Source organism: Serratia sp. DFXYC6 (genome assembly GCF_057196085.1).
This window is the reverse complement of record NZ_JBXUNV010000003.1, coordinates 104,712-127,063: the sequence shown is the minus strand read 5'-3', so window position 1 is coordinate 127,063 and position 22,352 is coordinate 104,712. Positions and strand designations below refer to the sequence as shown.

Annotated in this window: 22 protein-coding genes; 9 read left to right on the top strand and 13 right to left on the bottom strand. The window is 59.3% G+C overall.

Annotated elements, in window-relative coordinates; translation table 11 throughout:
• Positions 1–104 precede the first annotated feature (104 nt).
• Positions 105–368 (top strand): peroxide/acid stress response protein YhcN, encoded by a 264-nt coding sequence (gene yhcN, locus AC2CGQ_RS16890; protein WP_004933578.1) that lies wholly within the window; start codon positions 105–107, stop codon positions 366–368.
• A 197-nt stretch (positions 369–565) separates the two neighbouring features.
• On the opposite strand, the gene mpl is transcribed toward yhcN, so the two are convergent.
• Positions 566–1,945: a UDP-N-acetylmuramate:L-alanyl-gamma-D-glutamyl-meso-diaminopimelate ligase gene (gene mpl, locus AC2CGQ_RS16885; protein WP_004933582.1), complete on the bottom strand. Its 1,380-nt coding sequence runs from the start codon at positions 1,943–1,945 to the stop codon at positions 566–568.
• Positions 1,946–2,114: 169 nt separating this feature from the next.
• Here mpl and fbp point away from each other — a divergent pair, with 169 nt between their 5' ends.
• Complete coding sequence (gene fbp, locus AC2CGQ_RS16880; protein ID WP_004933587.1) at positions 2,115–3,119, top strand: class 1 fructose-bisphosphatase; 1,005 nt, start codon at positions 2,115–2,117, stop codon at positions 3,117–3,119.
• A gap of 45 nt (positions 3,120–3,164) precedes the next feature.
• Here the strand turns inward: fbp and AC2CGQ_RS16875 are convergent, their stop codons facing one another.
• Positions 3,165–4,718 carry a methyl-accepting chemotaxis protein gene (locus AC2CGQ_RS16875; protein WP_033631621.1) on the bottom strand — a complete coding sequence of 518 codons (1,554 nt, stop codon included), beginning with the start codon at positions 4,716–4,718 and terminating at the stop codon, positions 3,165–3,167.
• Positions 4,719–4,978: 260 nt separating this feature from the next.
• Between AC2CGQ_RS16875 and ppa the strand changes: the two genes are divergently transcribed.
• Positions 4,979–5,509, top strand: a complete 531-nt coding sequence (ppa, locus tag AC2CGQ_RS16870) for an inorganic diphosphatase (RefSeq protein ID WP_004933594.1) — start codon at positions 4,979–4,981, stop codon at positions 5,507–5,509.
• Positions 5,510–5,561: 52 nt separating this feature from the next.
• Here ppa and AC2CGQ_RS16865 read toward each other — a convergent pair whose 3' ends face one another.
• The 3 genes from AC2CGQ_RS16865 to tamA are packed head-to-tail and all read right to left on the bottom strand — an operon-like array spanning position 5,562 to position 11,445.
• Positions 5,562–5,909, bottom strand: a complete 348-nt coding sequence (locus AC2CGQ_RS16865) for a gamma-glutamylcyclotransferase family protein (RefSeq protein ID WP_004933596.1) — start codon at positions 5,907–5,909, stop codon at positions 5,562–5,564.
• 2 nt (positions 5,910–5,911) lie between these two features.
• Positions 5,912–9,730 carry an autotransporter assembly complex protein TamB gene (tamB, locus tag AC2CGQ_RS16860; protein ID WP_076740834.1) on the bottom strand — a complete coding sequence of 1,273 codons (3,819 nt, stop codon included), beginning with the start codon at positions 9,728–9,730 and terminating at the stop codon, positions 5,912–5,914.
• Entirely contained in the window at positions 9,727–11,445 is a 1,719-nt protein-coding gene (gene tamA, locus AC2CGQ_RS16855; RefSeq protein ID WP_170310347.1) for an autotransporter assembly complex protein TamA, read from the bottom strand. Before tamA ends, tamB begins: the two co-directional genes overlap by 4 nt.
• A 304-nt stretch (positions 11,446–11,749) precedes the next feature.
• Here tamA and msrA point away from each other — a divergent pair, with 304 nt between their 5' ends.
• Together msrA and paeA are read left to right on the top strand one after the other, a co-directional pair.
• The gene (gene msrA, locus AC2CGQ_RS16850) at positions 11,750–12,391 is read left to right on the top strand and encodes a peptide-methionine (S)-S-oxide reductase MsrA (RefSeq protein ID WP_174242172.1); all 642 of its coding nucleotides are present in this window, start codon (positions 11,750–11,752) and stop codon (positions 12,389–12,391) included.
• Positions 12,392–12,571: 180 nt separating this feature from the next.
• Positions 12,572–13,903 carry a polyamine export protein PaeA gene (gene paeA / locus AC2CGQ_RS16845; RefSeq protein WP_004933603.1) on the top strand — a complete coding sequence of 444 codons (1,332 nt, stop codon included), beginning with the start codon at positions 12,572–12,574 and terminating at the stop codon, positions 13,901–13,903.
• 69 nt (positions 13,904–13,972) lie between these two features.
• Here paeA and AC2CGQ_RS16840 read toward each other — a convergent pair whose 3' ends face one another.
• Entirely contained in the window at positions 13,973–14,179 is a 207-nt protein-coding gene (locus tag AC2CGQ_RS16840; RefSeq protein ID WP_004933604.1) for a DUF1107 domain-containing protein, read from the bottom strand.
• A 330-nt stretch (positions 14,180–14,509) separates the two neighbouring features.
• Between AC2CGQ_RS16840 and AC2CGQ_RS16835 the strand changes: the two genes are divergently transcribed.
• On the top strand, positions 14,510–15,067 hold the full coding sequence (locus AC2CGQ_RS16835; protein WP_025159587.1) for a YtfJ family protein: 558 nt from the start codon (positions 14,510–14,512) through the stop codon (positions 15,065–15,067).
• A gap of 1 nt (position 15,068) precedes the next feature.
• Here AC2CGQ_RS16835 and cysQ read toward each other — a convergent pair whose 3' ends face one another.
• Positions 15,069–15,809, bottom strand: a complete 741-nt coding sequence (cysQ, locus tag AC2CGQ_RS16830; RefSeq protein ID WP_031300142.1) for a 3'(2'),5'-bisphosphate nucleotidase CysQ — start codon at positions 15,807–15,809, stop codon at positions 15,069–15,071.
• A gap of 255 nt (positions 15,810–16,064) precedes the next feature.
• Between cysQ and AC2CGQ_RS16825 the strand changes: the two genes are divergently transcribed.
• Positions 16,065–18,017: a bifunctional 2',3'-cyclic-nucleotide 2'-phosphodiesterase/3'-nucleotidase gene (locus AC2CGQ_RS16825; protein ID WP_049278073.1), complete on the top strand. Its 1,953-nt coding sequence runs from the start codon at positions 16,065–16,067 to the stop codon at positions 18,015–18,017.
• A 98-nt stretch (positions 18,018–18,115) separates the two neighbouring features.
• Here the strand turns inward: AC2CGQ_RS16825 and bamJ are convergent, their stop codons facing one another.
• Entirely contained in the window at positions 18,116–18,736 is a 621-nt protein-coding gene (gene bamJ, locus AC2CGQ_RS16820) for a BamJ family beta-barrel-assembly machinery protein (RefSeq protein ID WP_004933618.1), read from the bottom strand.
• A 267-nt stretch (positions 18,737–19,003) separates the two neighbouring features.
• Here bamJ and AC2CGQ_RS16815 point away from each other — a divergent pair, with 267 nt between their 5' ends.
• Positions 19,004–19,678, top strand: coding sequence for an OapA family protein (locus tag AC2CGQ_RS16815; RefSeq protein ID WP_016929348.1), 675 nt, complete (start codon positions 19,004–19,006; stop codon positions 19,676–19,678).
• Positions 19,679–19,681: 3 nt separating this feature from the next.
• Here AC2CGQ_RS16815 and AC2CGQ_RS16810 read toward each other — a convergent pair whose 3' ends face one another.
• The 5 genes from AC2CGQ_RS16810 to rpsF all read right to left on the bottom strand — a co-directional run bounded on the left by AC2CGQ_RS16810 (position 19,682) and on the right by rpsF (position 21,594).
• Complete coding sequence (locus AC2CGQ_RS16810; protein ID WP_015376398.1) at positions 19,682–20,035, bottom strand: DUF488 domain-containing protein; 354 nt, start codon at positions 20,033–20,035, stop codon at positions 19,682–19,684.
• A gap of 110 nt (positions 20,036–20,145) precedes the next feature.
• A complete protein-coding gene (gene rplI, locus AC2CGQ_RS16805) occupies positions 20,146–20,598 on the bottom strand; it encodes a 50S ribosomal protein L9 (RefSeq protein WP_004933629.1) in 453 nt (150 codons plus the stop codon).
• Positions 20,599–20,637: 39 nt separating this feature from the next.
• Positions 20,638–20,865: a 30S ribosomal protein S18 gene (gene rpsR, locus AC2CGQ_RS16800; protein WP_000135199.1), complete on the bottom strand. Its 228-nt coding sequence runs from the start codon at positions 20,863–20,865 to the stop codon at positions 20,638–20,640.
• 4 nt (positions 20,866–20,869) lie between these two features.
• A complete protein-coding gene (gene priB, locus AC2CGQ_RS16795; protein ID WP_004933632.1) occupies positions 20,870–21,187 on the bottom strand; it encodes a primosomal replication protein N in 318 nt (105 codons plus the stop codon).
• Positions 21,188–21,195: 8 nt separating this feature from the next.
• On the bottom strand, positions 21,196–21,594 hold the full coding sequence (gene rpsF / locus AC2CGQ_RS16790; protein WP_004933634.1) for a 30S ribosomal protein S6: 399 nt from the start codon (positions 21,592–21,594) through the stop codon (positions 21,196–21,198).
• Positions 21,595–22,047: 453 nt separating this feature from the next.
• Between rpsF and AC2CGQ_RS16785 the strand changes: the two genes are divergently transcribed.
• Complete coding sequence (locus tag AC2CGQ_RS16785) at positions 22,048–22,314, top strand: YdgH/BhsA/McbA family protein (protein ID WP_004933636.1); 267 nt, start codon at positions 22,048–22,050, stop codon at positions 22,312–22,314.
• Positions 22,315–22,352: the final 38 nt, after the last annotated feature.

The window sequence follows — 22,352 nt, the reverse complement described above, 5'->3', positions numbered from 1 at the left end:
GCAACGGGCAATACATCTCTGGAATCAAACGCTGTCATAACGGCCTTCAAGAATAAAAATCGCTGCCAAGCCCTTCCAGGCTGTTATGACCAAGGATCGCTATCATGAACATGAAAACTACTGTTGCTGCACTCGGTTTGCTGTCCGTCATCTCCTTCGGCGCGTCTGCCGCCCAGTTGGTGACTAACGATCAGACCGCCAATCTGCAATCTATCGGCACCATTACCGTCAGCGGCATCGACGGCGCGCCGACCGACATTCGCCAGGCGTTGTCGGAGAAAGCCGACGCGAAAGGCGCGACCGCCTACCGCGTGATCGAAGCCCGTAACGAAGGCAACTACCACGCCACCGCCGAGATTTACAAATAACAACTCTGGGAACGGCTTTGCAGAGCTGATTACCCTCGTCACTGCCACTGCCGAGTTCTGACGCAAACGCCGATTTCCCAGAGACCCTCTCGTCGTCCTATCCGACGAACCCCGTTGCCCTCGCTCGCGAGGGCTTTTTTATGGGCGTAAAAAAGGCCGCGAATGCGGCCCTTAGGTTGGCTTATGCGGCTAAGCGATCAGTAGGTCACCTTCGGTTCCTGCTTTTTCGCCAGCGCGTCCAGCAAGCGATCGTGAATACCGCCGAAACCGCCGTTGCTCATCACCAGAATGTGGTCGCCCGGCTGTGCGGTTTTCACCACCATGTCCACCAGCGTGTCGAGATCCGCGCTCCAATGCGCCGGCTGCACGCAGGCATCCGCCACTTCCGCGACCTGCCACGGAATGTGGTGCGGCTGGAACAGGAACACTTCGTCGGCACGGCCGAGCGAAGGCGCCAGATCGTTTTTGCTGATGCCCATTTTCATGGTGTTGGATCGCGGTTCCAGCACCGCCAGAATGCGCGCCGTACCGCCGACCTTGCCGCGCAGCGCGGCCAGAGTGGCCAGGATCGCCGTCGGGTGGTGCGCGAAATCGTCGTAAACCGTGACGCCGTTGGCTTCGCCACGCAGCTCCAGACGGCGACGGGCATTGATGAAATCGCCCAACGCGCGGCAGGCATCCGCCGGCTGCACGCCGACGTGGCGAGTCGCGGCGATAGCCATCAGGCCGTTATGCATGTTGTGCTCGCCCACCAGCGCCCACTTCACTTCGCCGACCTGCTCACCGTCGAGGAACACCGCGTAATGGCTGGCGTCCGGCGTCAGCTTCTGCGCGCGCCAGGCGCCCTCTTCGCCCACCAGCTCCTGTTCGCTCCAGCAGCCCATCGCCATCACCTGCTTCAGGTGGCTGTCGTTGTCCGGCAGAATGATTTTGCCTTTGCCCGGCACCAGACGCACCAGGTGGTGGAACTGTTTCTGGATGGCTTTCAGATCGTCGAAAATATCGGCGTGGTCGAACTCCAGGTTGTTCATGATCAGCGTGCGCGGGCTGTAGTGCACGAACTTGGAGCGTTTGTCGAAGAACGCGCAGTCATACTCGTCGGCCTCGATCACGAAGAACGGGCTGCCGCCGAGGCGGGCCGATACGTCGAAGTTGCCCGGCACGCCGCCGATGACAAAGCCGGGCTGGTAGCCGCAGGCCTCGAGGATCCAGGTCGCCATGCCGGCGGTGGTGGTTTTACCGTGGGTGCCGGCGACCGCCAGTACCCAGCGATCGCGCAACACGGCGTCGTGCAGCCACTGCGGGCCGGAAACGTAAGGGATACCACGCTCCAGCACCGCCTCCACGCACGGGTTGCCGCGCGTCATGGCGTTGCCGATGATCACCAGATCCGGCGCCGGATCCAGCTGGGCGGGATCATAACCCTGAATCAGATCGATCCCCTGGTTCTCCAGCAGCGTGCTCATCGGCGGATAGACGTTGGCGTCCGAACCGGTGACGTCATGCCCCAGTGAGCGCGCCAGCATCGCCAGCCCGCCCATAAAGGTGCCACAGATCCCAAGAATGTGAATGCGCATAGGTTTCTCATGTGAGTGCATCGAATGTCGGCATATTCTAACGCTCAGAATCGTCCAGAAGAAATGGATTTGCCTATGAATGGCGCGCATCTTTGGGCTACACTGCACGCGAAAACGTTGGCGGTTTGTTAACAGGCCGCTATCCATCCGTAGATTCAGGGATTGTGTCATGAAAACGTTAGGCGAATTTATCGTCGAGAAACAGCACGACTTCTCTCACGCCACCGGCGAGCTGACCGCGTTACTTTCTGCAATTAAACTGGGCGCCAAAATCATCCACCGCGACATCAACAAGGCCGGCCTGGTTGATATTCTGGGAACCAGCGGGGTGTCCAACGTACAGGGCGAAGTTCAGATGAAACTGGACCTGTACGCGAACGAAAAACTGAAAGCGGCGTTGAAAGCGCGTGGTGAAGTTGCGGGTATCGCTTCCGAAGAAGAAGATGAAATCGTGATATTCGACGGCGAGCGAGCTGAAAATGCCAAGTATGTCGTATTGATGGATCCGTTGGACGGTTCGTCCAACATCGATGTCAACGTCTCGGTCGGTACGATTTTCTCTATCTATCGTCGCATCACGCCGGTCGGCACGCCGGTGACCGAAGAAGACTTCCTGCAGCCGGGCAGCGCCCAGGTCGCAGCGGGTTACGTGGTTTACGGCTCGTCCACCATGCTGGTGTACACCACCGGTTACGGCGTCCACGCCTTCACGTACGATCCGTCTCTGGGCGTGTTCTGCCTCTCTCACGAGAAAGTGCGCTTCCCGGCGAGCGGCAACATGTATTCCATCAACGAAGGCAACTACATCAAGTTCCCTCTCGGCGTGAAGAAATACATCAAGTACTGCCAGGAGCAGGACGAAGCGACGCAGCGCCCTTATACCTCGCGCTACATCGGTTCTCTGGTGGCGGATTTCCACCGTAACCTGCTGAAAGGCGGCATCTACATCTACCCAAGCACCGCCAGCCACCCGCAAGGCAAGCTGCGCCTGCTGTACGAATGCAACCCGATGGCGTTCCTGGCCGAACAGGCCGGCGGCAAGGCCAGCGATGGCAAAAATCGCATTCTGGACATCACGCCGGTGAAACTGCACCAGCGCGCGCCATTCTTCGTCGGCACCAAGTCGATGGTAGAAGACGCAGAACGCTTCATCGCCGAAAACCCGGACGAGTAACGCGTTACTGGCAAGGGTTCGGCGCCGCGCCGAACCCTTATCGCCTTACAGCTTGAACGCCGCCATGCTCTGCGCCAGCAGCTGAGCCTGATCTTCCAGCGAGCGCGTCGCCGCCGCCGACTCTTCCACCAGCGCCGCATTCTGCTGCGCCACCTGATCCATCTGCGCCACCGCCAGATTCACCTGTTCGATACCGCTGCTTTGTTCGCGCGTCGCCGCCGAGATCTCACGCATCAACGCCGTCACCCGGCCCACTTCACCGGTGATACCGCTCATGGTCTGCGCCGCCGACTCCACCATCTGCTCGCCTTCCTGCACCCGGTTCTGCGACGCTTCGATCAACCCTTTGATCTCTTTCGCCGACTGGGCGCTACGCTGCGCCAGATTGCGCACTTCGCCGGCCACCACCGCGAAACCGCGGCCCTGTTCGCCGGCGCGCGCCGCTTCCACCGCTGCGTTCAACGCCAGGATATTGGTCTGGAAGGCGATGCCGTCCATCACGCTGATGATGTCGGCGATACGGCGCGAGCTGTCGGTGATCGCCTGCATCTTGCTCATGACCTGACTGACCACGTCGCTGCCCTGGTTGGCGATATCGGACACGCTCAGCGCCAGCTGATTGGCCTGCTCGCAGTTCTCGGCATTCATTTTCACCGTCGAGGTCAGCTGTTCCATGCTGGCGGCAGTCTCTTCCAGCGAAGCGGCCGATTCTTCGGTGCGCTGCGCCAGATGCAGGTTACCGGCCGCCAGTTCGCGTGAACCGGTGTCGATCTGGCTGCTGGCGTCACGCACTTTGCTGACCGAATTGGCCAGCGCTTGCTGCATGCGCTGCATCGCCCGCACCAGGCGGCCCATCTCGGTATCGCCCTCGCCGCGGATCTCATGGGTCAGATCGCCGCCGGCGATGTGTTCCAACTGCGCGATGGACTCATCCAACGGGCGCAAAATGATCACGCGCAGCGCGAACCAGGCCAGCACCGCCAGCAGCACGCTGAGCAGGCCCGCCACCACGATCAGCGAGATCTTGGTGCTGGCGTTGTTTTCCGCGTCATACACCTGCTTTTCGCCGAGCTTCATGGCGAAGCTGCGGAAATCGCTGAGATCCTTTTCAAACGCGATGCTCAACGCAGAGATGCGGGTCTCCTGAATATGGTAATACTCATCGATTTTACCGGCCTTGATGGCGGCGGCCATCGGCTTCACGCCCTGCTCGAGGTAGGCGCGATAGCTGTTTTGCAGACGATTGGAGAGTTCGCGGCCGCGCTCGGTCACGGTGCCGACGCCGACAAAGCGCGCCATTTCCTTGTTCGACTGCTCGAGGTAGCCGTAGATGCGGCCCACGGTGGCGTCGGAGACATCAGTCTGACCGATCTCCCGTTGGCGCACCGCCAGCGAGGCGGCGGTTCGGGCGCGCAGCGTCAGGTTGGAGCTGTTGGCCAGCGAGCCCAGCTCTTCGCCGAGGATCTGGTTTAAGGTATGGATCGAGCGCGATCCTTCGTTAATCGCGTTGACGCCAATAACGCTGACCATGATCAGCAGCATGGTCATCAGGCTCAGCAGGGCGATCAGCCCAGCCTTCACCGTAATCTTTTTTAGCATGAGTTCTTCCCGGCTTCAGAATAGTGAGATCAGACGTAGTAGGGGTGGCAAAACGCGGAGCCAGCTTTGCTGGCTCATTATTGTTTGTTGAAGTTATCGGCAGGCGGAGGCAAAACTTCATGCCGCGGCGGGATTAATCTGGAAATTCTCCGCGCGCAGAGACACTGGGTTTTCGACGATGAAAAGGGCAGGAAATCGCAAAAGAGTCCGCTATAATAGCCGCCACTCCATTTCTGGTTTGATGATTAAAGGAAACCGACATGAGCTTGAATCTGGTCCCAGCTGGCAAAGACCTGCCGGAAGACATCTACGTAGTAATCGAAATCCCGGCCAACGCCGATCCAATCAAATACGAAATCGACAAAGAAACCGGCGCGCTGTTCGTTGACCGTTTCATGTCCACCGCGATGTTCTACCCATGCAACTACGGCTACATCAACCACACTCTGTCTCTGGATGGTGATCCGGTTGACGTGCTGGTCCCAACCCCATATCCGCTGCAGCCGGGCTCCGTGATCCGCTGCCGTCCGGTTGGCGTGCTGAAGATGACCGACGAAGCCGGTGAAGACGCCAAGCTGGTTGCGGTACCGCACAGCAAGCTGACCAAAGAGTACGATCACGTGAAAGACGTGAACGACCTGCCGGAACTGCTGAAAGCCCAGATCGCTCACTTCTTCGAGCACTACAAAGATCTGGAAAAAGGCAAATGGGTGAAAGTGGAAGGCTGGGCAGACGCTGCCGCAGCTAAAGCGGAAATCATCGCCTCCTTCGAACGCGCTGCCAAGAAGTAATTTTCGCCGCCGTCCGATGAAAAAACACCGCTCATTGAGCGGTGTTTTTTTATTACTGATCTTCGAGGCGTTTCAGCCAGTCACCGCTGGTAATTCGCGGGTAACCGTCCACGCTGTGTTTATACAGGTAGATCCACGCACTCCCATAAGGCGTCTGAATCAGCTCGCGCTTATAGTCCTTGGTGTTGCTTTTCAGTTCGTCCAGCTCTGCCAGAATCGATGAGTTAATACGATACACTTCGCAATGTATCGTGCCCTCTCCAGGGATCGCCGCCGGGTAATGGCCCAGATTATAAATCTGATAGCCTTCGAGCTCGTGCTCGCCGAGCCATTGGGCGTTGGTCATCCAATGGCTGTTTCCCTGTTTGCGCCGTAAACTGCCGTAGACAATTATTCGCATCGCTAAAACTCAAACTGATAGAGCAAATCTAATGCCTGGTCGAGCCCAGACACCGCTTCAAGATACAACTTAGGCATCAGGCGATAACGCAACGTCAGCGTGGCCAGCGAGTCGAAAATGCCCACCCCATATTTTACTTGTAAGCCTGGGAGGACATAGCCGCTCACGACAACCTGGGAATTGTCGCCAACCCCTTGGGTGTCCAGAGCCAAATTACTCACGCCGAATGCCTCGCCGATTTTACCCACAAGTTGACCACTTTGTGCAACCCCCATGCCGATTAACATCGACGTCATGGCGTTGCCGTCGGCGCCGGAACTGCTTAAGCCCTGACCGCGCAGCAGATAAGACAGGGCTTCCTGTTGCGATTTGGCCGGATCGGAGAACACTTCCAGCTTCGGCGCATCCGCCAGGCCGGTCACGCGCACGCCGGCGGTCACGTCGTCCTCGGTGGATTCCGGGTTGCGGATCGCCTCGATATTGAGCAGCGGCTGATCCGGCGGGCCGGAGAACATCAGCTGCCCTTTACGCACGATCAAATCCTGACCATAAGCATGGAAGCGACCGGAAGGGATGTCAATCTGGCCATTGAGGCCCAACCCTTTCTTGTCCTGCACCACTTTCAAATCGCCCTTCAGGCGGGCTTTCAGGCCGAAGGCGTCCAGCCGCACGTCGTTGCCGACGTGGATCATCAGATTGCTGTTGATCGGGATCGAGGCGGTCTTCGGTTGAATCGGCTTCAGCTGATCGTCCAGCATCACCTCGTCGGAAGAGACGCCCACCGCGCTTTCCGGCAGTTCCTGCACCGTGATGCGCGCCCAAGGGATGTCGACCTTGCCGTTGAGCGAGAACAGCTGCGGCGTGGCTTCGAACACCAGATCCGGCGATACGTCGATGCGGATCATCGGCGGCACCGTCACCCGCAGCTTGTCGCCCTTGGCGGCAATGCGCGCACGCCAGGCATTGATGTCACGCCAGTCGGCATCGCCCGCCAGATTCAGCTGGCCGCGCGTGGTGCTGAGCAGCCCTTCCAGCGTCGAGGTCATGCCGTTGAAATTCACCGCCAGCCGCGCGTCGGTCATATCGAACGGCATCCAGTGTCCTTGCACCTTCGCCCGATCCAACGCCAGACGGCCGAACACCAGCGGCTTCTGCGCGCTGCCGCCCAGGCGCAGGTTGGCGTTCAGCATGCCCGCCGCGCTTTCGCCCTTCATCAGCGCCGGGTTGATCAGCGCCAGCGAGATGTTGGTGATATTGACATTGCCGCTGATGGTGCGCCGCACCTGCGGATCCGCCACCTGGATATTGCCGTCGAACTGGCCGTTGTTGGTCAGTTTGATCCGCCAGTCGGCCTGCGCGCGGCCGTTGTTCAGGCCGGCGTTGAGGGTCAGCGTATCGAAGGCGATCGGCAGCGCATTGCCCTGCACCTGCTGCACCACCTTGACGCCGTTGCCGGCCAACGTGACCTTCGCCTCCGGCAGCGCGCCGCCCGGTTTCCAGCTGACGTCGGCCCGGCCGGTGAACACGCCGCTCAGGGCGGTCTCCGGGCCGAGGAACGGCTTGATCATCGCCAGGTCGAACCGGTTGAGCACCACGCTGGCCTGGCCGCTCTGGCCGGCTTCGATGGTCTTCGGCACGCACAACTCGGCGTTCGGGTTCTGCCAGCAGTGCGGCCCGACGCTGATCTTCTGCGCGGTGTTCAGGTAGTCCAGCGCGATGGCGCGCGTCAGGCGCCACTCCCCCACCGGCGTATCGAAGCGGGTATTGTTCAGATTGCCGCGCCAGCGCTGCTGCTGACGATCGAAGCTGCCCTGCAGCGCCAGCTGGCCGGAGACCGGTTTGCCGTCGATCTTCAACTGCAGCTGATGCTGCTTCTCGCTGCCTTTGGCGTCGAGGGTCAGCAGGCTGACCTCCAGCGCGTCCTGCTTCAGCTGCTCGACGCGTACCGCCAGCTGCCCCTGGATCTGATCCGTGGAGCGCACGTCGCCGTCGATCTTCACGCGGTTGATGCGCAGCGCCTGCCACTGCAAGCCGGAGGCGGTCAAATCCGCCAGCAGCTGAGGCGCCTGCAGATTGCCGCGCAGCTTCAGCAGCCCTTTGGCGGTGCCGCCGAGGCCCGGCAGCGCGCCGTCCAGACGCGGCGCGTCGATGTTGGCGTCCAGGTTCCAGTTCTTCTCGTCCAGCTGTCCTTTGACATTCAGCTGGTTGCGCCCCAGCGTCAGATCGATGCCGGGGATTTTCCACTGCCCGGCGGCGTTGCCGCTCAGCGTGCCGCGCGCCGTGACCTTGTTCTGCTTCACGTTGCCGTCCAGCTGCAGCACCGGCACCTGCAGCTGCCAGCTGCCGCCGTGCAGGCTGCCGCGCGTGGTGATCTTGCCGTCGAGTTTCGCCGGCCATTCCGGCCACTGCTTGGCGGTATTGATGCCGCTCAGCGTCAATTGCGAGGTCCAGCTGATGGCCTTGCTCCAGTCCACCAGCGCGGTGAGATCGGTATTGCCCTGCAGCGCCGCCAGGCGCAGGCGCTCCAGCTTGAACTGCTCGACGTTGCCTTTGCCGTCCAGCGTCAGCACCGCCGGCGGCAGATCCTGGCCTTTCAGATTGGCGCGCGTCGACAGCGCATAGTCGGTCGCCTTGCCGTTAAAGCGCAGGCGGAAATCGTTGACCTGATACTGCGCCTCGCCGCTCAGCGGCCATTTCAGCTGCTTGCTCTGCAGCGTCAGCGCCAGCGGCAGGCCGGCTTCGGCCAGCCGGGTTTGCACATCGAGCTGGGCGCCGACCGGGCCGGACAGATTCAGCGCCACCTTCAGCTCATCACGCAACCCGCCGTCGATGTTCAGCTTCACCTTCTCGCCCTTCAACGGGTCGATATTCAACGCGCTGTTGGCGGTCAGCGCCACCGGCCAGTCGCCGGTCAGGGTCGCCTGCCCCTGCACCGACAGCGTGCCCTGCGGCGACTTCACGTCGAAGTTGTCCAGCTGGATATGCTGATCCTGCGTGCTGGCCTGCAGCAACAGGCTCGTGATCAGCACGTCAGTATCGCCGGTCAAGCGCAGCTGTTCGCCGCTGATCTCTTTCACGGTGATATCCAGCGGCAGGCGGATGTCCGGCAGATCCGGCAACAGCGGTTTGGCGAACAGTTCCTTCAGCGTTTCGCCGAGCGGCTTCTCCTCCGGCTGCGGCGCCGGTTTCGCCGCGTCGGTAACCTGCTCACCGACCTTTTTCGCCACCTCGACCGCCGGTTGCACCGCTTCCGGCAACGGATTTTGCGGCGTTTTCGGCAAGGCAATCAGCAACGAGCCGATCTTGGTTGGCATCAGCGTCAGCGCACGCTCTTGCCACTGCGCGCCGGTGCGGAACTCGGCCAGAGAAATGGCGGTGTCGTCGACGGTGACCTTGACGTTATTCAGCGCCAGCAGGCGCAGGGTGATCGGATAAGGGGTGCTGAGATTGGTGGTCGGTTCACTGCTCTCCTCCACCGGCGCGGAGGGCGCCATCTCTTTGGTGTTCACCGCCACGTCCACGTCCTGAGCGGTCAAAGCGTTGACGCACAGCGAGCTGCGTTTAAAGCAGGAGAGATCGAGGGAGAGATGGAACTGCCCGGCGTTGACCGTCACGCCCGGCATCTGATACTTCACGCCCTTCAGCGTCAGATCGCGCCAGCCGCCGCTGACGCCGGCGATCTCCAGCCCCGGCACCCAGCGCGCCGCGCCGTTGATGACCATATGCAAACCGGTGGTGGTCCCCACCAGGAAGGCCAGGCCGCCGATCAGCAACAGCAGAATGACCAGAAATCCGAGGCAAATCTTTTTAACCAGGCTCATAGTTCAGGCCCCAAACCGATGTAGAACTGCATCCCGTGGGTGTCCTTGTCCCCCACGGGCGCGGCGATATCCAGCTTCACCGGCCCCACCGGCGACTGCCAGCGCACGCCTACGCCGGCGCCGGTCTTGAAGTTGCTCTGCTTGATATCGTTCACCGCTTCACCGGAATCGACGAACATCGCCCCCCACCATTTGCCGGTCACGTTGTATTGATACTCCAGCGAGCCTGTCAGCATCTTGGAGGCGCCGGTCAGCTTGCCGTCGTCGCCGCGCGGCGAAATGTCTTTGTACTTGTAGCCGCGAATGCTGCGGTCACCGCCGGCGAAGAAGCGCAGATCCGGCGGCACCTTGTCGAAGTCGTTGGTTTCGATCCAGCCCACCTGCCCGCGCGCTACAAAGCGATGCTTGTCGGCCAGGGTGCGGATCCAGACGTTCTGCGCCTGCATCAGCGCGAAGTCCACGCCGGAGCCCCAGGAAGTGTCGGACACGTCGATGGAATAGCGTTGGCTGTCGCCCCAGGTCGGCATCAGCCCGCCGCGCGAACGGGTGCGGTTGAAGCTGACGCCGGGGTACAGCAGCATGGTGGTGTTGCTGACGTTGCCCTGGGTAAAGTTATCCCAGCGCCAGGTCAGGTTGATCGCCCGCTGCCAGCCGCTGGAGAGATCCCAGTTGCGCGAGGCCACCACTTTGGAGGTCACGGATTTGGTGTCGTTAAGATCGACGTTCTTGAGCCCGCCCTGCAGCAGGTAATACTGCTCCAGCGGGTTCTTGAGCAGCGGGATCTTGTAAGTCAGATCCAGCTGCTGCTCCGGCGCCGACACGCTGGCGCTGGTTTCCAGGCTATGCCCGCGATCGTTGAGCCAGGGCTTTTTCCAGGTGCCTTTCACCCGCGGGCCGACGTCGGTGGAATAACCGATACCGGTTTCGACGGTGTTGCGCGTGCGCGGCGTCACCAGCGCGTCCAACGGCAAAATCTTGTTCTCTTTGGCATCGTTGAAATCAGGGGACACCACCACCGAGTTGAACCAGTTGGTGGCGGACAAACGGCGGTTCAGCTCGGCCAAATCCTCCGAACTGTAGTAATCCCCCTGATGAAAGGGCACCAGATTTTGCAGATAGTCTTCGCGGATTTGCGAACCGGTGAATTTCACCTTGCCGAAGCGGTAACGTTCGCCGCTGTTGAAATCGATATCCCAAAACGCCTTGTGCAGATCTTCGGCCACGCCGAGCTGGCTTTTGGTCATGTCGGCGTCGAAGTAGCCTTTGCGCAGCGCCAGGCCGGTCAGCGAGCCTTTGAAACTGTCATACTTGCCGTGGTTGAGGATCTCACCGATGGTCGGCCGATCCTTCTTTACCAGCGCCAGGTAGTCCTCATCGGTCTTCGCGCCACCTTCCAGCACGATGTTGGCGCCGGCGATGCGCACCGGTTCGCCCGGATTGACCTTGGCATGCAGCACCGGACGCGACATCCCCGGCCGATCGTCCAGCGTAAACTCGATGGTTGGCTGGTAATAGCCGAGCGCGCGCAGCCCCTGGCGCACCGCCTCATCCACCCGTGCGCGGAAGCGGCCGTCGGTGCCGACCTCTTCAGGCGTGATCGACGACAGCCGCACCCGGACGTTTTTTTCCAACTCTCCGCTTAACCCCTCCACCTGCAGCCGCACGTTCGCCGCATAGGCTGCAGGTGCCGCAAGCAACACAGATATCAAGCACATGACCGGGTACTTTGGCACGTGTTCTCCTTATTGATTTTACTGTCCTGTTATGGTGTTCGCTCCGGGGCCAGGGCAGACTCCGCGCTATCATGACGGCAGCCCTCTTCAACCTTCTTCCGGACGCCGCCCGCCGCGCTTTGCCACCGCCGCGCAACAGGCGAATTCTTCACTTTTGGCGCTCAAAATACTGCGTTAAGCTTATACAAAATCCAACTTGCCGCTTATTGTGGGCAAAGACGCGGTGAGATACAACCGAACCGCCGCCATGTAGGGTCAATTCTTACTGTGACAACAGGAGTCAACCGTGGTGCCATTTTTTGATAAATCACAAACCGTCGATAAGGCAAGCGCGCTGCCTGGCCGCACCACGCCAATGCCTGTCGCAACGCTCAACGTCGTCACCGAACACTCGATGACTCAGGTGCCGGCCGGCATGGAGGTGGCAGTTTTCGCCATGGGCTGTTTCTGGGGCGTTGAGCGCCTGTTCTGGCAACAGCCGGGCGTCTACAGCACCGCCGCCGGCTACAGCGGCGGCTACACGCCGAACCCGACCTACCGCGAAGTGTGCAGCGGCCAGACCGGCCACGCCGAAGTGGTGCGCGTGGTGTTCGATCCGCACGTCGTCAGCTACAAACAGCTGCTGCAGCTGTTCTGGGAAAATCACGATCCGGCGCAGGGCATGCGCCAGGGCGGCGACGTCGGCACGCAGTACCGCTCGGCGATTTATACGCTGAGCCCAGAGCAGCAGGCCGAGGCGGAAAGCAGCCTGCAACGCTTCCAGCAGGCGATGGATGCGGCGGGCGATAAGCGCGCCATCACCACCGAGATCGCACCGGCTCTGCCGTTCTATTACGCGGAAGACGATCACCAACAGTACCTGTACAAGAACCCGGAAGGCTACTGCGGGCTGGGCGGCATCGGCGTTTGCCTGCCGCCGCAGGGCTGATTTGATGCCGGCCGGCGGCACTTTTTTAACCGCTGGCGGCCCCTGTGGGGCAACTGCTATACTATGCGGGCCGCTTCTGCGGCCCGATAGCTTCCCTTCTGGTTGTTATCGCTGCTTTTTTTACTATGTACTACCCTTCCTCAAGAGCGCCGGCATCCCGTCGGCACGTATGGATAGATTATGTTAAACAGTATTTTACTGATTCTTTTTCTGATCGCGGTGAGTGCGTTCTTCTCACTGTCGGAAATCTCTCTGGCCGCCTCGCGCAAGATCAAACTGAAGCTGATGGCTGACGAAGGTAACGTCAACGCCGCCAGAGTGCTCAAGCTGCAAGAAACCCCTGGCATCTTTTTCACCGTGGTGCAGATCGGCCTGAACGCCGTGGCCATCCTCGGCGGTATCGTCGGCGACGCGGCTTTCTCGCCCACTTTCAAGGTGTTGTTCGATCGTTTCCTGTCGCCCGAATTGGCGGAACAGGTCAGCTTCATCTGCTCTTTCGTGCTGGTGACCAGCCTGTTTATCCTGTTCGCCGATTTGACCCCGAAGCGCATCGGTATGATTGCACCAGAGACGGTCGCCGTCCGGATCATCAACCCGATGCGTTTCTCCATCATGATCTTCCGCCCGCTGGTGTGGTTCTTCAACGGCATGGCCAACCTGATCTTCCGTATGTTCAAGCTGCCGATGGTGCGTAAAGACGACATCACCTCCGATGACATCTATGCGGTGGTGGAAGCCGGCGCCCTGGCGGGCGTACTGCGCAAACAGGAGCACGAGCTGATTGAAAACGTGTTCGAACTGGAATCGCGCACCGTGCCGTCTTCGATGACCTCGCGCGAAAGCGTGGTGTACTTCGATCTGCGCGAAAGCGAAGAGAGCATCAAGGAGAAAGTCTCGACTCACCCGCACTCCAAGTTCCTGGTGTGCGACGGCCATATCGATCAGGTGGTCGGCTACGTCGATTCCAAAGACCTGCTGAACCGCGTGCTGGGCAACCAAAGCCTGGTGCTGAGCAGCGGCGTGCAGATCCGCTCGGCGCTGATCGTGCCGGACACGCTGACGCTGTCCGAAGCGCTGGAAAGCTTCAAAACCGCCGGCGAAGACTTCGCGGTGATCCTCAATGAATATGCGTTGGTGGTGGGCATCATCACCCTTAACGACGTGATGACCACGCTGATGGGCGATCTGGTCGGCCAGGGCCAGGAAGAGCAGATCGTGGCGCGCGACGAAAGTTCATGGCTGATTGAAGGCGGCACGCCGATCGACGACGTGATGCGCGTGCTGGACATCGACGAGTTCCCGCAGGCGGGCAACTACGAGACCATCGGCGGCTTTATGATGTATATGCTGCGCAAGATCCCGAAACGCACCGACTTCGTCAAATACGCCGGCTACAAGTTCGAAGTGGTGGATATCGACAGCTACAAGATAGACCAGCTGCTGGTCACCCGGCTGAGCGACAAGCCCGCGGCGGTGCTGCCGAAAGCGCCGGACGACACGCCTGCGGCCTGACGGCGGTAAGACAAAAACATCAGCGGCCCCATCGGGGCCGCATTTTTTTTACCGCTGTCAGCGAGGTGCTCACCCCATCTCGGTCTGCAACAGCAGCACCTGACGGTTCACTTCAGACATCACGCTGAAATGGCGCTTGTCGCGAATCTTCGGCGGCAGGATTTTCCCCTCGTCGAATTCAAATGCGCCCACGTCCTTGATATACAGCCTTCCGCGAAACAGGGTCTTAACGTACTTTGCCACTTTCAAAGGGTTATAACGCTGGAAGATTCTCATTCTTTTACGCTCCTCCCGTTGATCCATGCGCTCAGCGAGCCGCCAAAGGTGGCAGCCTCGAAATTCAGAACGCAACTTGATTGCATGTAGTAGACCCAGTAAAGACCAGAACGTTCACTTCTGCCCGGATATCTACGCTGGATTTACACTTTTTGACAGAATTGTATATGATAATTTATAACGTTTTCAGGATATCCCTTCAAAATCTGATGATTAGCGAACCAAGGGAAAATCTGCGATCCGGTTAACAGGACAGACCTCTTATCACATCCTATGCTTTAGGCTGTCGAAGTGCTGTCGCACAAATTCCCCCCATTACAAGGAGAAAGCATGAAAACAAGTCGCATGCTGATGGTATCCCTGCTGCTCGCCCCGCTTTTCGCTTCCGCGCACAACTTCCAGCTCCAGCAGCGCGTGGCGCCGGTCGGCGTCAGCGACAAAGGAGAGCTCAATTACGCTGACGGTAATTTTAGCTACCAGAACTGGAACAGCGCGCAGCTCAGTGGAAAAGTGCGAGTGATACAACATATTGCCGGCCGCAGCTCCGCCAAAGACATGAACGACCCACTGATTGAAGCGATCAAGAAGGCGAAGCTACCACACGATCGTTACCAAACGACGACAATCGTCAACACCGACGATGCCCTGATGGGCACCGCGATGTTCGTGCGCAGCAGCATTGAAGACAGCAAGAAGGAGTTCCCATGGTCGCAGTTTATCGTCGACAGCGACGGCAACGTGCGCAAAGCCTGGGATCTGCAGCCGAAAGGCTCCGCCATCGTGGTGCTGGATAAGCAAGGGCGCATCCAGTTCGCCAAAGACGGCGCGCTGACGCCGGAAGAGGTGCAGCAGGTGATGTCCAAGCTGCACCAGCTGTTGGCGAACTAACTCAGAACAGCGACACCCGGAAGCCGGGGTTGAGGAAAGATTCACGCGGGGTATAGAGCAATGGCTTACCCTGCCAATCGTGAATTTGCGCCCCGGCGGCCACCGCCACCGCATGCCCTGCGGCGGTATCCCAAATGTTGGTCGGCCCGAAGCGCGGATAGAGCTGCGCCTTGCCTTCCGCCACCAGACAGAACTTCAGCGAGGAACCGACTGACACGGTCTGGTGCTCGCCCAACTGCTGCAAATAATCTTTCAGTTCGTCATCGATATGCGAGCGGCTCACCACCACCAGCGGCGGATGCGCGTTGCTGACGCCGATCGCCTGCCGCACGCCCTTCTCTTCTTTCCAGGCCTTACCGCGCTCCGCCAGATACAACACGTCGATCGCCGGGGCATACACCACCCCCATCACCGCCTGCCCATCTTCAATCAGGGCGATATTGACCGTGAACTCGCCATTGCGATGTAAAAACTCTTTGGTGCCGTCCAACGGATCGACCAGCCAGTAGCGCGTCCAGCCGCGGCGCTCTTCCCACGCCGGCGGATCCTCTTCCGACAGCAGCGGCACCTCCGGCGTCAGCGCCGCCAGGCCGCGCTTGATGATATGGTGTGCCGCCAGATCGGCCGCCGTCACCGGTGAATCATCTTTTTTCTGTGCGACATCAAGCGGTTGTTCACCATCGTACACCGCCATGATCGCCGCCCCCGCCTCGCGGGACAGTTGGCAAATTCGCTCTAACATCATGCACCTCAACTCCGCATCTCCGTGGGAAATTTCCCCCTGTCTCTGCTAGCAGACTAGTTTTTTTTACGCCGAATATCCATCTCAACCGCCTAAGCCTCGGGAATTCCTCATTTCTTGTTGGGCACAACTGTGAACTTCCCCGCGTTACCCGCCGCCATTTTCTGCCACACTTCACAGTTTACTGTGGCAAGCAATGTTAATTACATTTCCCTCTGCGATAACACTCGAATAATGGAATGGAGAGAATCCCAAATGATGAAGCATCCACTGACGCTGTCCGCGCTTGCGCTGCTGGTGTGCGCCTCCGCGCAAGCGGCCACCGTCGATCTGCGCGTGCTGGAAACCACCGATCTGCACAGCAACATGATGGACTTCGATTACTACAAGGACACACCGACCGACAAGTTCGGCCTGGTGCGCACCGCCAGCCTGATCCAACAGGCGCGCCAGCAGGCCGCCAACGCGGTGTTGGTGGACAACGGCGACATCATTCAGGGCAGCCCGCTCGGCGACTACATGGCGGCCAAGGGGCTGAAACCGGGCGACGTGCACCCGGTCTATAAGGCGATGAACACGCTGGACTACGTCGTCGGCAACATCGGCAACCATGAGTTCAACTATGGGCTGGACTACCTGAAGAACGCTATCGCGGGCGCCAAATTCCCGTATATCAACGCCAACGTCATCGACGCCAAAACGCAAAAACCGCTGTTCACGCCGTACATCATCGTCGATACGCCGGTGAAAGATCGCGACGGCAAGGCGCATACGCTGCGCATCGGCTACATCGGCTTCGTGCCGCCACAGATCCTGGTGTGGGACAAGGCCAACCTGCAGGGCAAAGTGACGGTGGACGACATCACCGCCACCGCCAAGCGCTACGTGCCGCAGATGCGTAAAGAGGGCGCCGATCTTGTGGTGGCGATCCCGCATTCCGGGCTGTCCAGCGAGCCTTACAAGGCGATGGCGGAAAACTCGGTCTATTACCTCAGCCAGGTGCCGGGCATCGACGCCATCATGTTCGGCCACGCCCATGCGGTGTTCCCGAGCAAGGACTTTGCCAACATCAAAGGCGCGGATATCGACAAAGGCCTGCTGAACGGCGTGCCGGCGGTGATGCCGGGCCAATGGGGCGATCATCTCGGCGTGGTCGACCTGCAGCTCAACAACGATGGCGGCAGCTGGAAAGTGACCGCCGCCAACGCAGAAGCACGGCCGATCTACGACAAAGAGAACAAGAAATCGCTGGCGGCGGAAGACGCCGCGCTGGTGAAAGTGTTGGCGGACGATCACAAGGGCACGCGCGAGTTCGTCAGCCAGCCGATCGGTAAATCCGACGGCAACATGTACAGCTACCTGGCGCTGGTGCAGGACGACCCGACGGTGCAGATCGTCAACAATGCGCAGAAAGCCTACGTCGAACATTACATCCAGGGCGACCCGGACCTGGCCGATCTGCCGGTGCTGTCGGCGGCGGCCCCGTTCAAGGTCGGCGGCCGCAAGAACGATCCCGCCAGCTTCGTCGAAGTGGAAAAAGGCCAGCTCACCTTCCGCAACGCCGCCGATCTCTATCTCTACCCCAATACGCTGGTGGTGGTGAAGGCGAGCGGCAAAGAGGTGAAAGAGTGGCTGGAGTGCTCCGCCGGTCAGTTCAACCAGATCGACGTCAACAGCGCCAAGCCGCAGGGCTTGATCAACTGGGACGGCTTCCGTACCTATAACTTCGACGTGATCGACGGCGTCAACTACCAGATCGACGTCAGTCAGCCGGCGCGCTACGACGGCGAATGCCAACTGATCAACGACAAGGCGGAGCGTATCAAGCAGTTGACCTTCAACGGCAAGCCGATCGATCCGAACGCCACCTTCCTGGTCGCCACCAACAACTACCGCGCCTACGGCGGCAAATTTGCCGGCACCGGCGATAAACATATCGCCTTCGCTTCGCCGGATGAAAACCGCTCGGTGCTGGCGGCCTACATCAGCGCCGAAACCCAGCGGCATGGCGCGGTGCGCCCGCAGGCGGACAACAACTGGCGTTTGGCGAACTTCAGCAGCCAGCAGCCGCTGGATATCCGCTTCGAGACCTCGCCTTCGGACAAAGCGACAAGGTTTATCAAAGAGCACGCCCAATATCCGATGAGCGCCGCAGGCAGCGACAGCATCGGCTTCGCGGTTTATCGCATCGATTTAAGCGGTAAGTAACACGGTTTATGGCCGGCGCGCCCGGCCATTCATCGCCCGTCTGCGCGGCGCATAAAATAAGGGCGCCACGAAGGCGCCCAGAACAATCCTCGGTGGGATTACAGGATTTCCAGCAGCTCGACGTCGAACACCAGCGCGCTGAACGGCGGGATGGACGCGCCTGCGCCACGCTCGCCGTAGGCCAGGTTGTGCGGGATATACAGCTGCCATTTGGAGCCGACCGGCATCAGGGTCAGCGCTTCGATCCAGCCTGGGATCACGCCGCTGACCGGGAATTCTGCCGGCTGGCCGCGTTCAACCGAGCTGTCGAACACGTCGCCGTTGATCAGACGGCCGGTGTAGTGCACACGCACGCGATCCTGACGGGACGGAATTGGGCCGTTGCCCTGCTCCAGTACGGAGAACTGCAGGCCAGACTCGGTCAGCGTCACGTCATCGCGCTTGGCGTTGTCGTCCAGGAATTTCTGGCCTTCAACCGCCATCGCCTGCTGGCGCTCGCGGCGCACCGCGTCCGCACGCTCGTGGATTTCACGCAGCGCACGGTGCACCACGTCTACCGGAACCGCCGGGGCATTCCCTTCCAGCGCGTCACGCAAACCCGCCAGCAAAGCTTCCGGTTGCAAACCTTCCAGCCCGGACTCTTGCAGCTGCTGGCCGACCTGTAAACCAATCCCGTAACTTGCTTGCGCTTCAACGCTGTCAAAAGAAGGGGTTGTCATGGGGTTTTCCTTAAGTCTGTAAAAAGTCGAAAGCGCAGCATAACAGCGCGTCAATGCCGGGTAAAATCTTGTGTGGAGAATGATGACTTTTGTCGTAGAAAAAGAAACAATAACCTTCTGTTAACGCCCGCAGCCGCAAACCCCGGCTCTGCCGCTCAGCCGCCTTTCACTTCAATCAGTTAGCGGACTATACTGAAAGCAGGATATCGGGCAGGCGACGCGTTTGCCGCGCCGCACTGATTATTACGCCGTCGAAGAGAGGTCACCATGGGCAGAATCGCGCCCAGGAGAAGGAAAACCACCCGCATCTACCAGCCGCTGCTGCGCACCTGGCTGAACATCAGCCAGCGCCTGAAACCAGGCGCCGCACCCACGGCTGAAGGCGCGGAACCGCCATCGGAGCCGCCGTCGGCCAACGACAAAATGCAGCGGGTCAAAGCGCTGCTGATTAAAGTCTGGCATCTGCCGGACGGTTTCCATTGGATGGAACCGCTGCCCTACTTTCATCGCCGCTGGGTGCTGATCTTCGGCATCATTCTGCTGCTGGCGTTGCTATGGCCCTACTCGCCCGAAAGACAGCCGTTCCCGGTCTCTCAGCAGGAAACCAGCGTGCCGCTGCAGGCCGAGCTGCAAAACGGCGGTAGCGCCGCCACGCCTGCCAACGAACCGACGCCGGCAGGCAACTGGCAGCGTTATCAGATCCAGCCCGGCCAGACCCTGGCCCAACTGTTTCGCGACAACAATCTGCCGGTGAATGAAGTGTTCGCCATGGCACAGGTGGAAGGCGGCGACAAGCCGCTGAGCAACATGAAAGCCGGCCAGGAAGTGCGCATCGAACGCGACGCCAACGGTGTGATTAGCGCGCTGTCGGTCACCACGGCAGACAACAGCCAGGCGCTGTTCCGCCGCCAGGCCGACGGCAGCTACCGCCGGGAACGCTAATCTCTACAGCTGCGCCAGCAGAAACTCGCGCAGCACCACGCCCTGATTGTGCTCGGTATCTTTGCTGCCATACAGCAACGTCAGCGTTTGCCCCTGCCGTAACAGCGCCACCAGCGGCTGCCAGGCGTCGTTGGCCGCCAGCTGTTGGCGATAGCGCGTCTCAAAGGCTTCCCACTGGTCGGTATGCTGATGGAACCACTTGCGCAGCTCGTCATCCGGCGCCACCTGTTTCAACCACTGCACGCCCGTCAACCGCTCTTTGCTGATGCCGCGCGGCCATAGCCGGTCTATCAGATAACAGTGTTCCGGCGCCGGCGCGCTGAAATCGTAAACCCGCTGTAGCGTAATCGTTGCCATCGCACGCTCTCCTTTTCATTCCGTCTTCAAGCGTAGCGCGTTTTGCCGGGCGCAGAAAAGCAAAACGCCAGCGCGAGGCTGGCGTTTTAACCGGTTAACAGCAGCGTAAATTACGCTTCTGCAACCACAACTACATTCAGCTGTGCGAACACGTCGCTGTGTACCTGGAAGTGCACTTCGTGCTCGCCAGTGGTACGCAGAACGCCGTTCGGCAGACGAACTTCGCTCTTGGCAACTTCAACGCCTGCCGCAGTCACTGCGTCAGCGATGTCGCGGGTGCCGATAGAGCCGAACAGTTTACCTTCGTCGCCAGATTTGGAAGCGATGGTGACTGAACCCAGTTCGTTGATCTTGGTTGCGCGAGCTTCAGCAGCAGCCAGAACGTCAGCCAGTTTGGCTTCCAGTTCAGCACGGCGTGCTTCGAAGAACTCAACGTTTTTCTTGGTAGCAGGAACAGCTTTGCCCTGTGGTACCAGGAAGTTACGAGCGTAGCCCGCTTTAACGTTAACTTGATCACCCAGGCTGCCCAGGTTTGCTACTTTATCAAGCAGAATAACTTGCATTACCTTATCCTCTCAAAGTCGTTAATGGACAGTGGCCGATTACTGATGACGATCAGTGTACGGCAACAAAGACAGGTAGCGCGCGCGCTTGATAGCACGGGCCAGCTGGCGCTGATATTTTGCACGAGTACCGGTGATACGGCTCGGTACAATTTTACCACTTTCGGTGATGTAGTTTTTCAGCGTAGCGATGTCTTTATAGTCAATCTCTTGAACGCCTTCCGCGGTGAAACGGCAGAACTTGCGACGACGGAAATAACGTGCCATTTGGCTAGTCTCCAGAATCTATCAATTCAATCTGCTCGGCATGCAGAACCAATTTGCTCAGCCCGTTGCGCCCTTGATGGCAGCTTACAAAGCCTTGCACGGTAATCTGACTGCCGACCGTTAATCTTTGAGTTAGTGCTTGTGACTGTTGTCCGCTGACAACCACGGGCATTCGGCACCATGCTTGTCTGCTGAATCCGGCTTCCGTCTGCTGCGAACGGTGCTCTAGCACAAATTGGCAGTGCGGTATCCCGGAAGGACTCACTTTTCGAACCGGCGCCTTGCACACAGTGCCCGACAAAACCAGACGATTAGCCGTCACGGCGGCAATTACTCTTCAGAATCCCCAGCATCTGCATCATCTGCGGTTTCGTTAGCGAAATCTTCGCGGCGATCGCCACGACGTTCGTCTTTCGCTTTAACCATCGGAGATGCTTCGGTTACCGCGTGCTTAACGCGCATAACCATGCTGCGGATAACGGCGTCGTTGAAGCGGAAGTTAGTTTCCAGCTCATCGATCGCTTCCTGCGGCGCTTCAACGTTCAGCAGAACGTAGTGAGCTTTGTGCAGTTTGTTGATCGGATAAGCCAGCTGACGGCGGCCCCAGTCTTCCAGACGGTGAATCTGACCTTGCGCGTTAGTGATGGTAGCACTGTAACGCTCGATCATGCCCGGAACCTGTTCGCTTTGGTCAGGATGGACCATAAAAACGATTTCGTAATGACGCATCGAATTGCTCCTTACGGATTATTCAGCCTCCTGTCAGGGTCAACCGCGGCCCATGGAAGCAAGGAACGTGTTTAGTGTGCGGCTGAAAAATGACGCGTAATCATACTGACGCAGGGCGGGAAACTCAAGGACTGCGTGGGTTTTATTCGCGTTAATGCGAGGCGCTATGGGAAATAGCACGATTTGCTCGTGAGTGAACCTATGTACGCCGATCCATCAGTTTCAAAAATCTTTCAATGAAATCAGCGTTGAGTCACAAATCTATTTCACTTTTTTTGAAAGATGCCTTCAAAACACCCCGCTTTTTAATCGTCGGCAACGGACTAAAATTAACCATATCCGCCGCAGACAGCGCGACGAAAAAGATCCCAGGTTATTCAATGCAGATAAATGACTTTTTGCCGCAGCGACACTCGCTGTCAGGCCGTAACGGCAAAAAGTAAGAGAGGCACTATGAAACGCATTATTCTCGCGACGGCGCTGGCCGCCCTGTTCTCCGCCAATGTGATGGCCGCGACGGAGATCACCTCGCACCAGGCCGATCAACGCCAAAGCGTCGGCTTCGTCACCCTGAACCAGAATGTGGTTTCGCCGGACGACGCCAGCAGCCAGGTCAGTAAAATCGCCGACCAACGCGGCGCAAGCTCATATCGCATCATCGCCCTGCACGAACCGGGCGACAACAGCACGATGCACGTCAGCGCCGAGCTGTACCGCTAAAGAGACGCGCCACGCCAGGGAAATCCCAAGGCTTCATC

Excerpts from the sequence above, each read along its gene's own strand:
- AC2CGQ_RS16875 (WP_033631621.1), bottom strand. The coding sequence starts at position 4,718 with ATGCTAAAAAAGATTACGGTGAAGGCTGGGCTGATCGCCCTGCTGAGC.
- fbp (WP_004933587.1), top strand. The coding sequence starts at position 2,115 with ATGAAAACGTTAGGCGAATTTATCGTCGAGAAACAGCACGACTTCTCT.
- AC2CGQ_RS16835 (WP_025159587.1), top strand. The coding sequence starts at position 14,510 with ATGAAAACAAGTCGCATGCTGATGGTATCCCTGCTGCTCGCCCCGCTT.
- AC2CGQ_RS16840 (WP_004933604.1), bottom strand. The coding sequence starts at position 14,179 with ATGAGAATCTTCCAGCGTTATAACCCTTTGAAAGTGGCAAAGTACGTT.
- yhcN (WP_004933578.1), top strand. The coding sequence starts at position 105 with ATGAACATGAAAACTACTGTTGCTGCACTCGGTTTGCTGTCCGTCATC.
- AC2CGQ_RS16785 (WP_004933636.1), top strand. The coding sequence starts at position 22,048 with ATGAAACGCATTATTCTCGCGACGGCGCTGGCCGCCCTGTTCTCCGCC.
- cysQ (WP_031300142.1), bottom strand. The coding sequence starts at position 15,809 with ATGTTAGAGCGAATTTGCCAACTGTCCCGCGAGGCGGGGGCGGCGATC.
- AC2CGQ_RS16810 (WP_015376398.1), bottom strand. The coding sequence starts at position 20,035 with ATGGCAACGATTACGCTACAGCGGGTTTACGATTTCAGCGCGCCGGCG.
- AC2CGQ_RS16825 (WP_049278073.1), top strand. The coding sequence starts at position 16,065 with ATGATGAAGCATCCACTGACGCTGTCCGCGCTTGCGCTGCTGGTGTGC.
- AC2CGQ_RS16865 (WP_004933596.1), bottom strand. The coding sequence starts at position 5,909 with ATGCGAATAATTGTCTACGGCAGTTTACGGCGCAAACAGGGAAACAGC.
- rplI (WP_004933629.1), bottom strand. The coding sequence starts at position 20,598 with ATGCAAGTTATTCTGCTTGATAAAGTAGCAAACCTGGGCAGCCTGGGT.
- rpsF (WP_004933634.1), bottom strand. The coding sequence starts at position 21,594 with ATGCGTCATTACGAAATCGTTTTTATGGTCCATCCTGACCAAAGCGAA.
- AC2CGQ_RS16815 (WP_016929348.1), top strand. The coding sequence starts at position 19,004 with ATGGGCAGAATCGCGCCCAGGAGAAGGAAAACCACCCGCATCTACCAG.
- ppa (WP_004933594.1), top strand. The coding sequence starts at position 4,979 with ATGAGCTTGAATCTGGTCCCAGCTGGCAAAGACCTGCCGGAAGACATC.
- tamA (WP_170310347.1), bottom strand. The coding sequence starts at position 11,445 with ATGTGCTTGATATCTGTGTTGCTTGCGGCACCTGCAGCCTATGCGGCG.
- rpsR (WP_000135199.1), bottom strand. The coding sequence starts at position 20,865 with ATGGCACGTTATTTCCGTCGTCGCAAGTTCTGCCGTTTCACCGCGGAA.
- paeA (WP_004933603.1), top strand. The coding sequence starts at position 12,572 with ATGTTAAACAGTATTTTACTGATTCTTTTTCTGATCGCGGTGAGTGCG.
- mpl (WP_004933582.1), bottom strand. The coding sequence starts at position 1,945 with ATGCGCATTCACATTCTTGGGATCTGTGGCACCTTTATGGGCGGGCTG.
- tamB (WP_076740834.1), bottom strand. The coding sequence starts at position 9,730 with ATGAGCCTGGTTAAAAAGATTTGCCTCGGATTTCTGGTCATTCTGCTG.
- bamJ (WP_004933618.1), bottom strand. The coding sequence starts at position 18,736 with ATGACAACCCCTTCTTTTGACAGCGTTGAAGCGCAAGCAAGTTACGGG.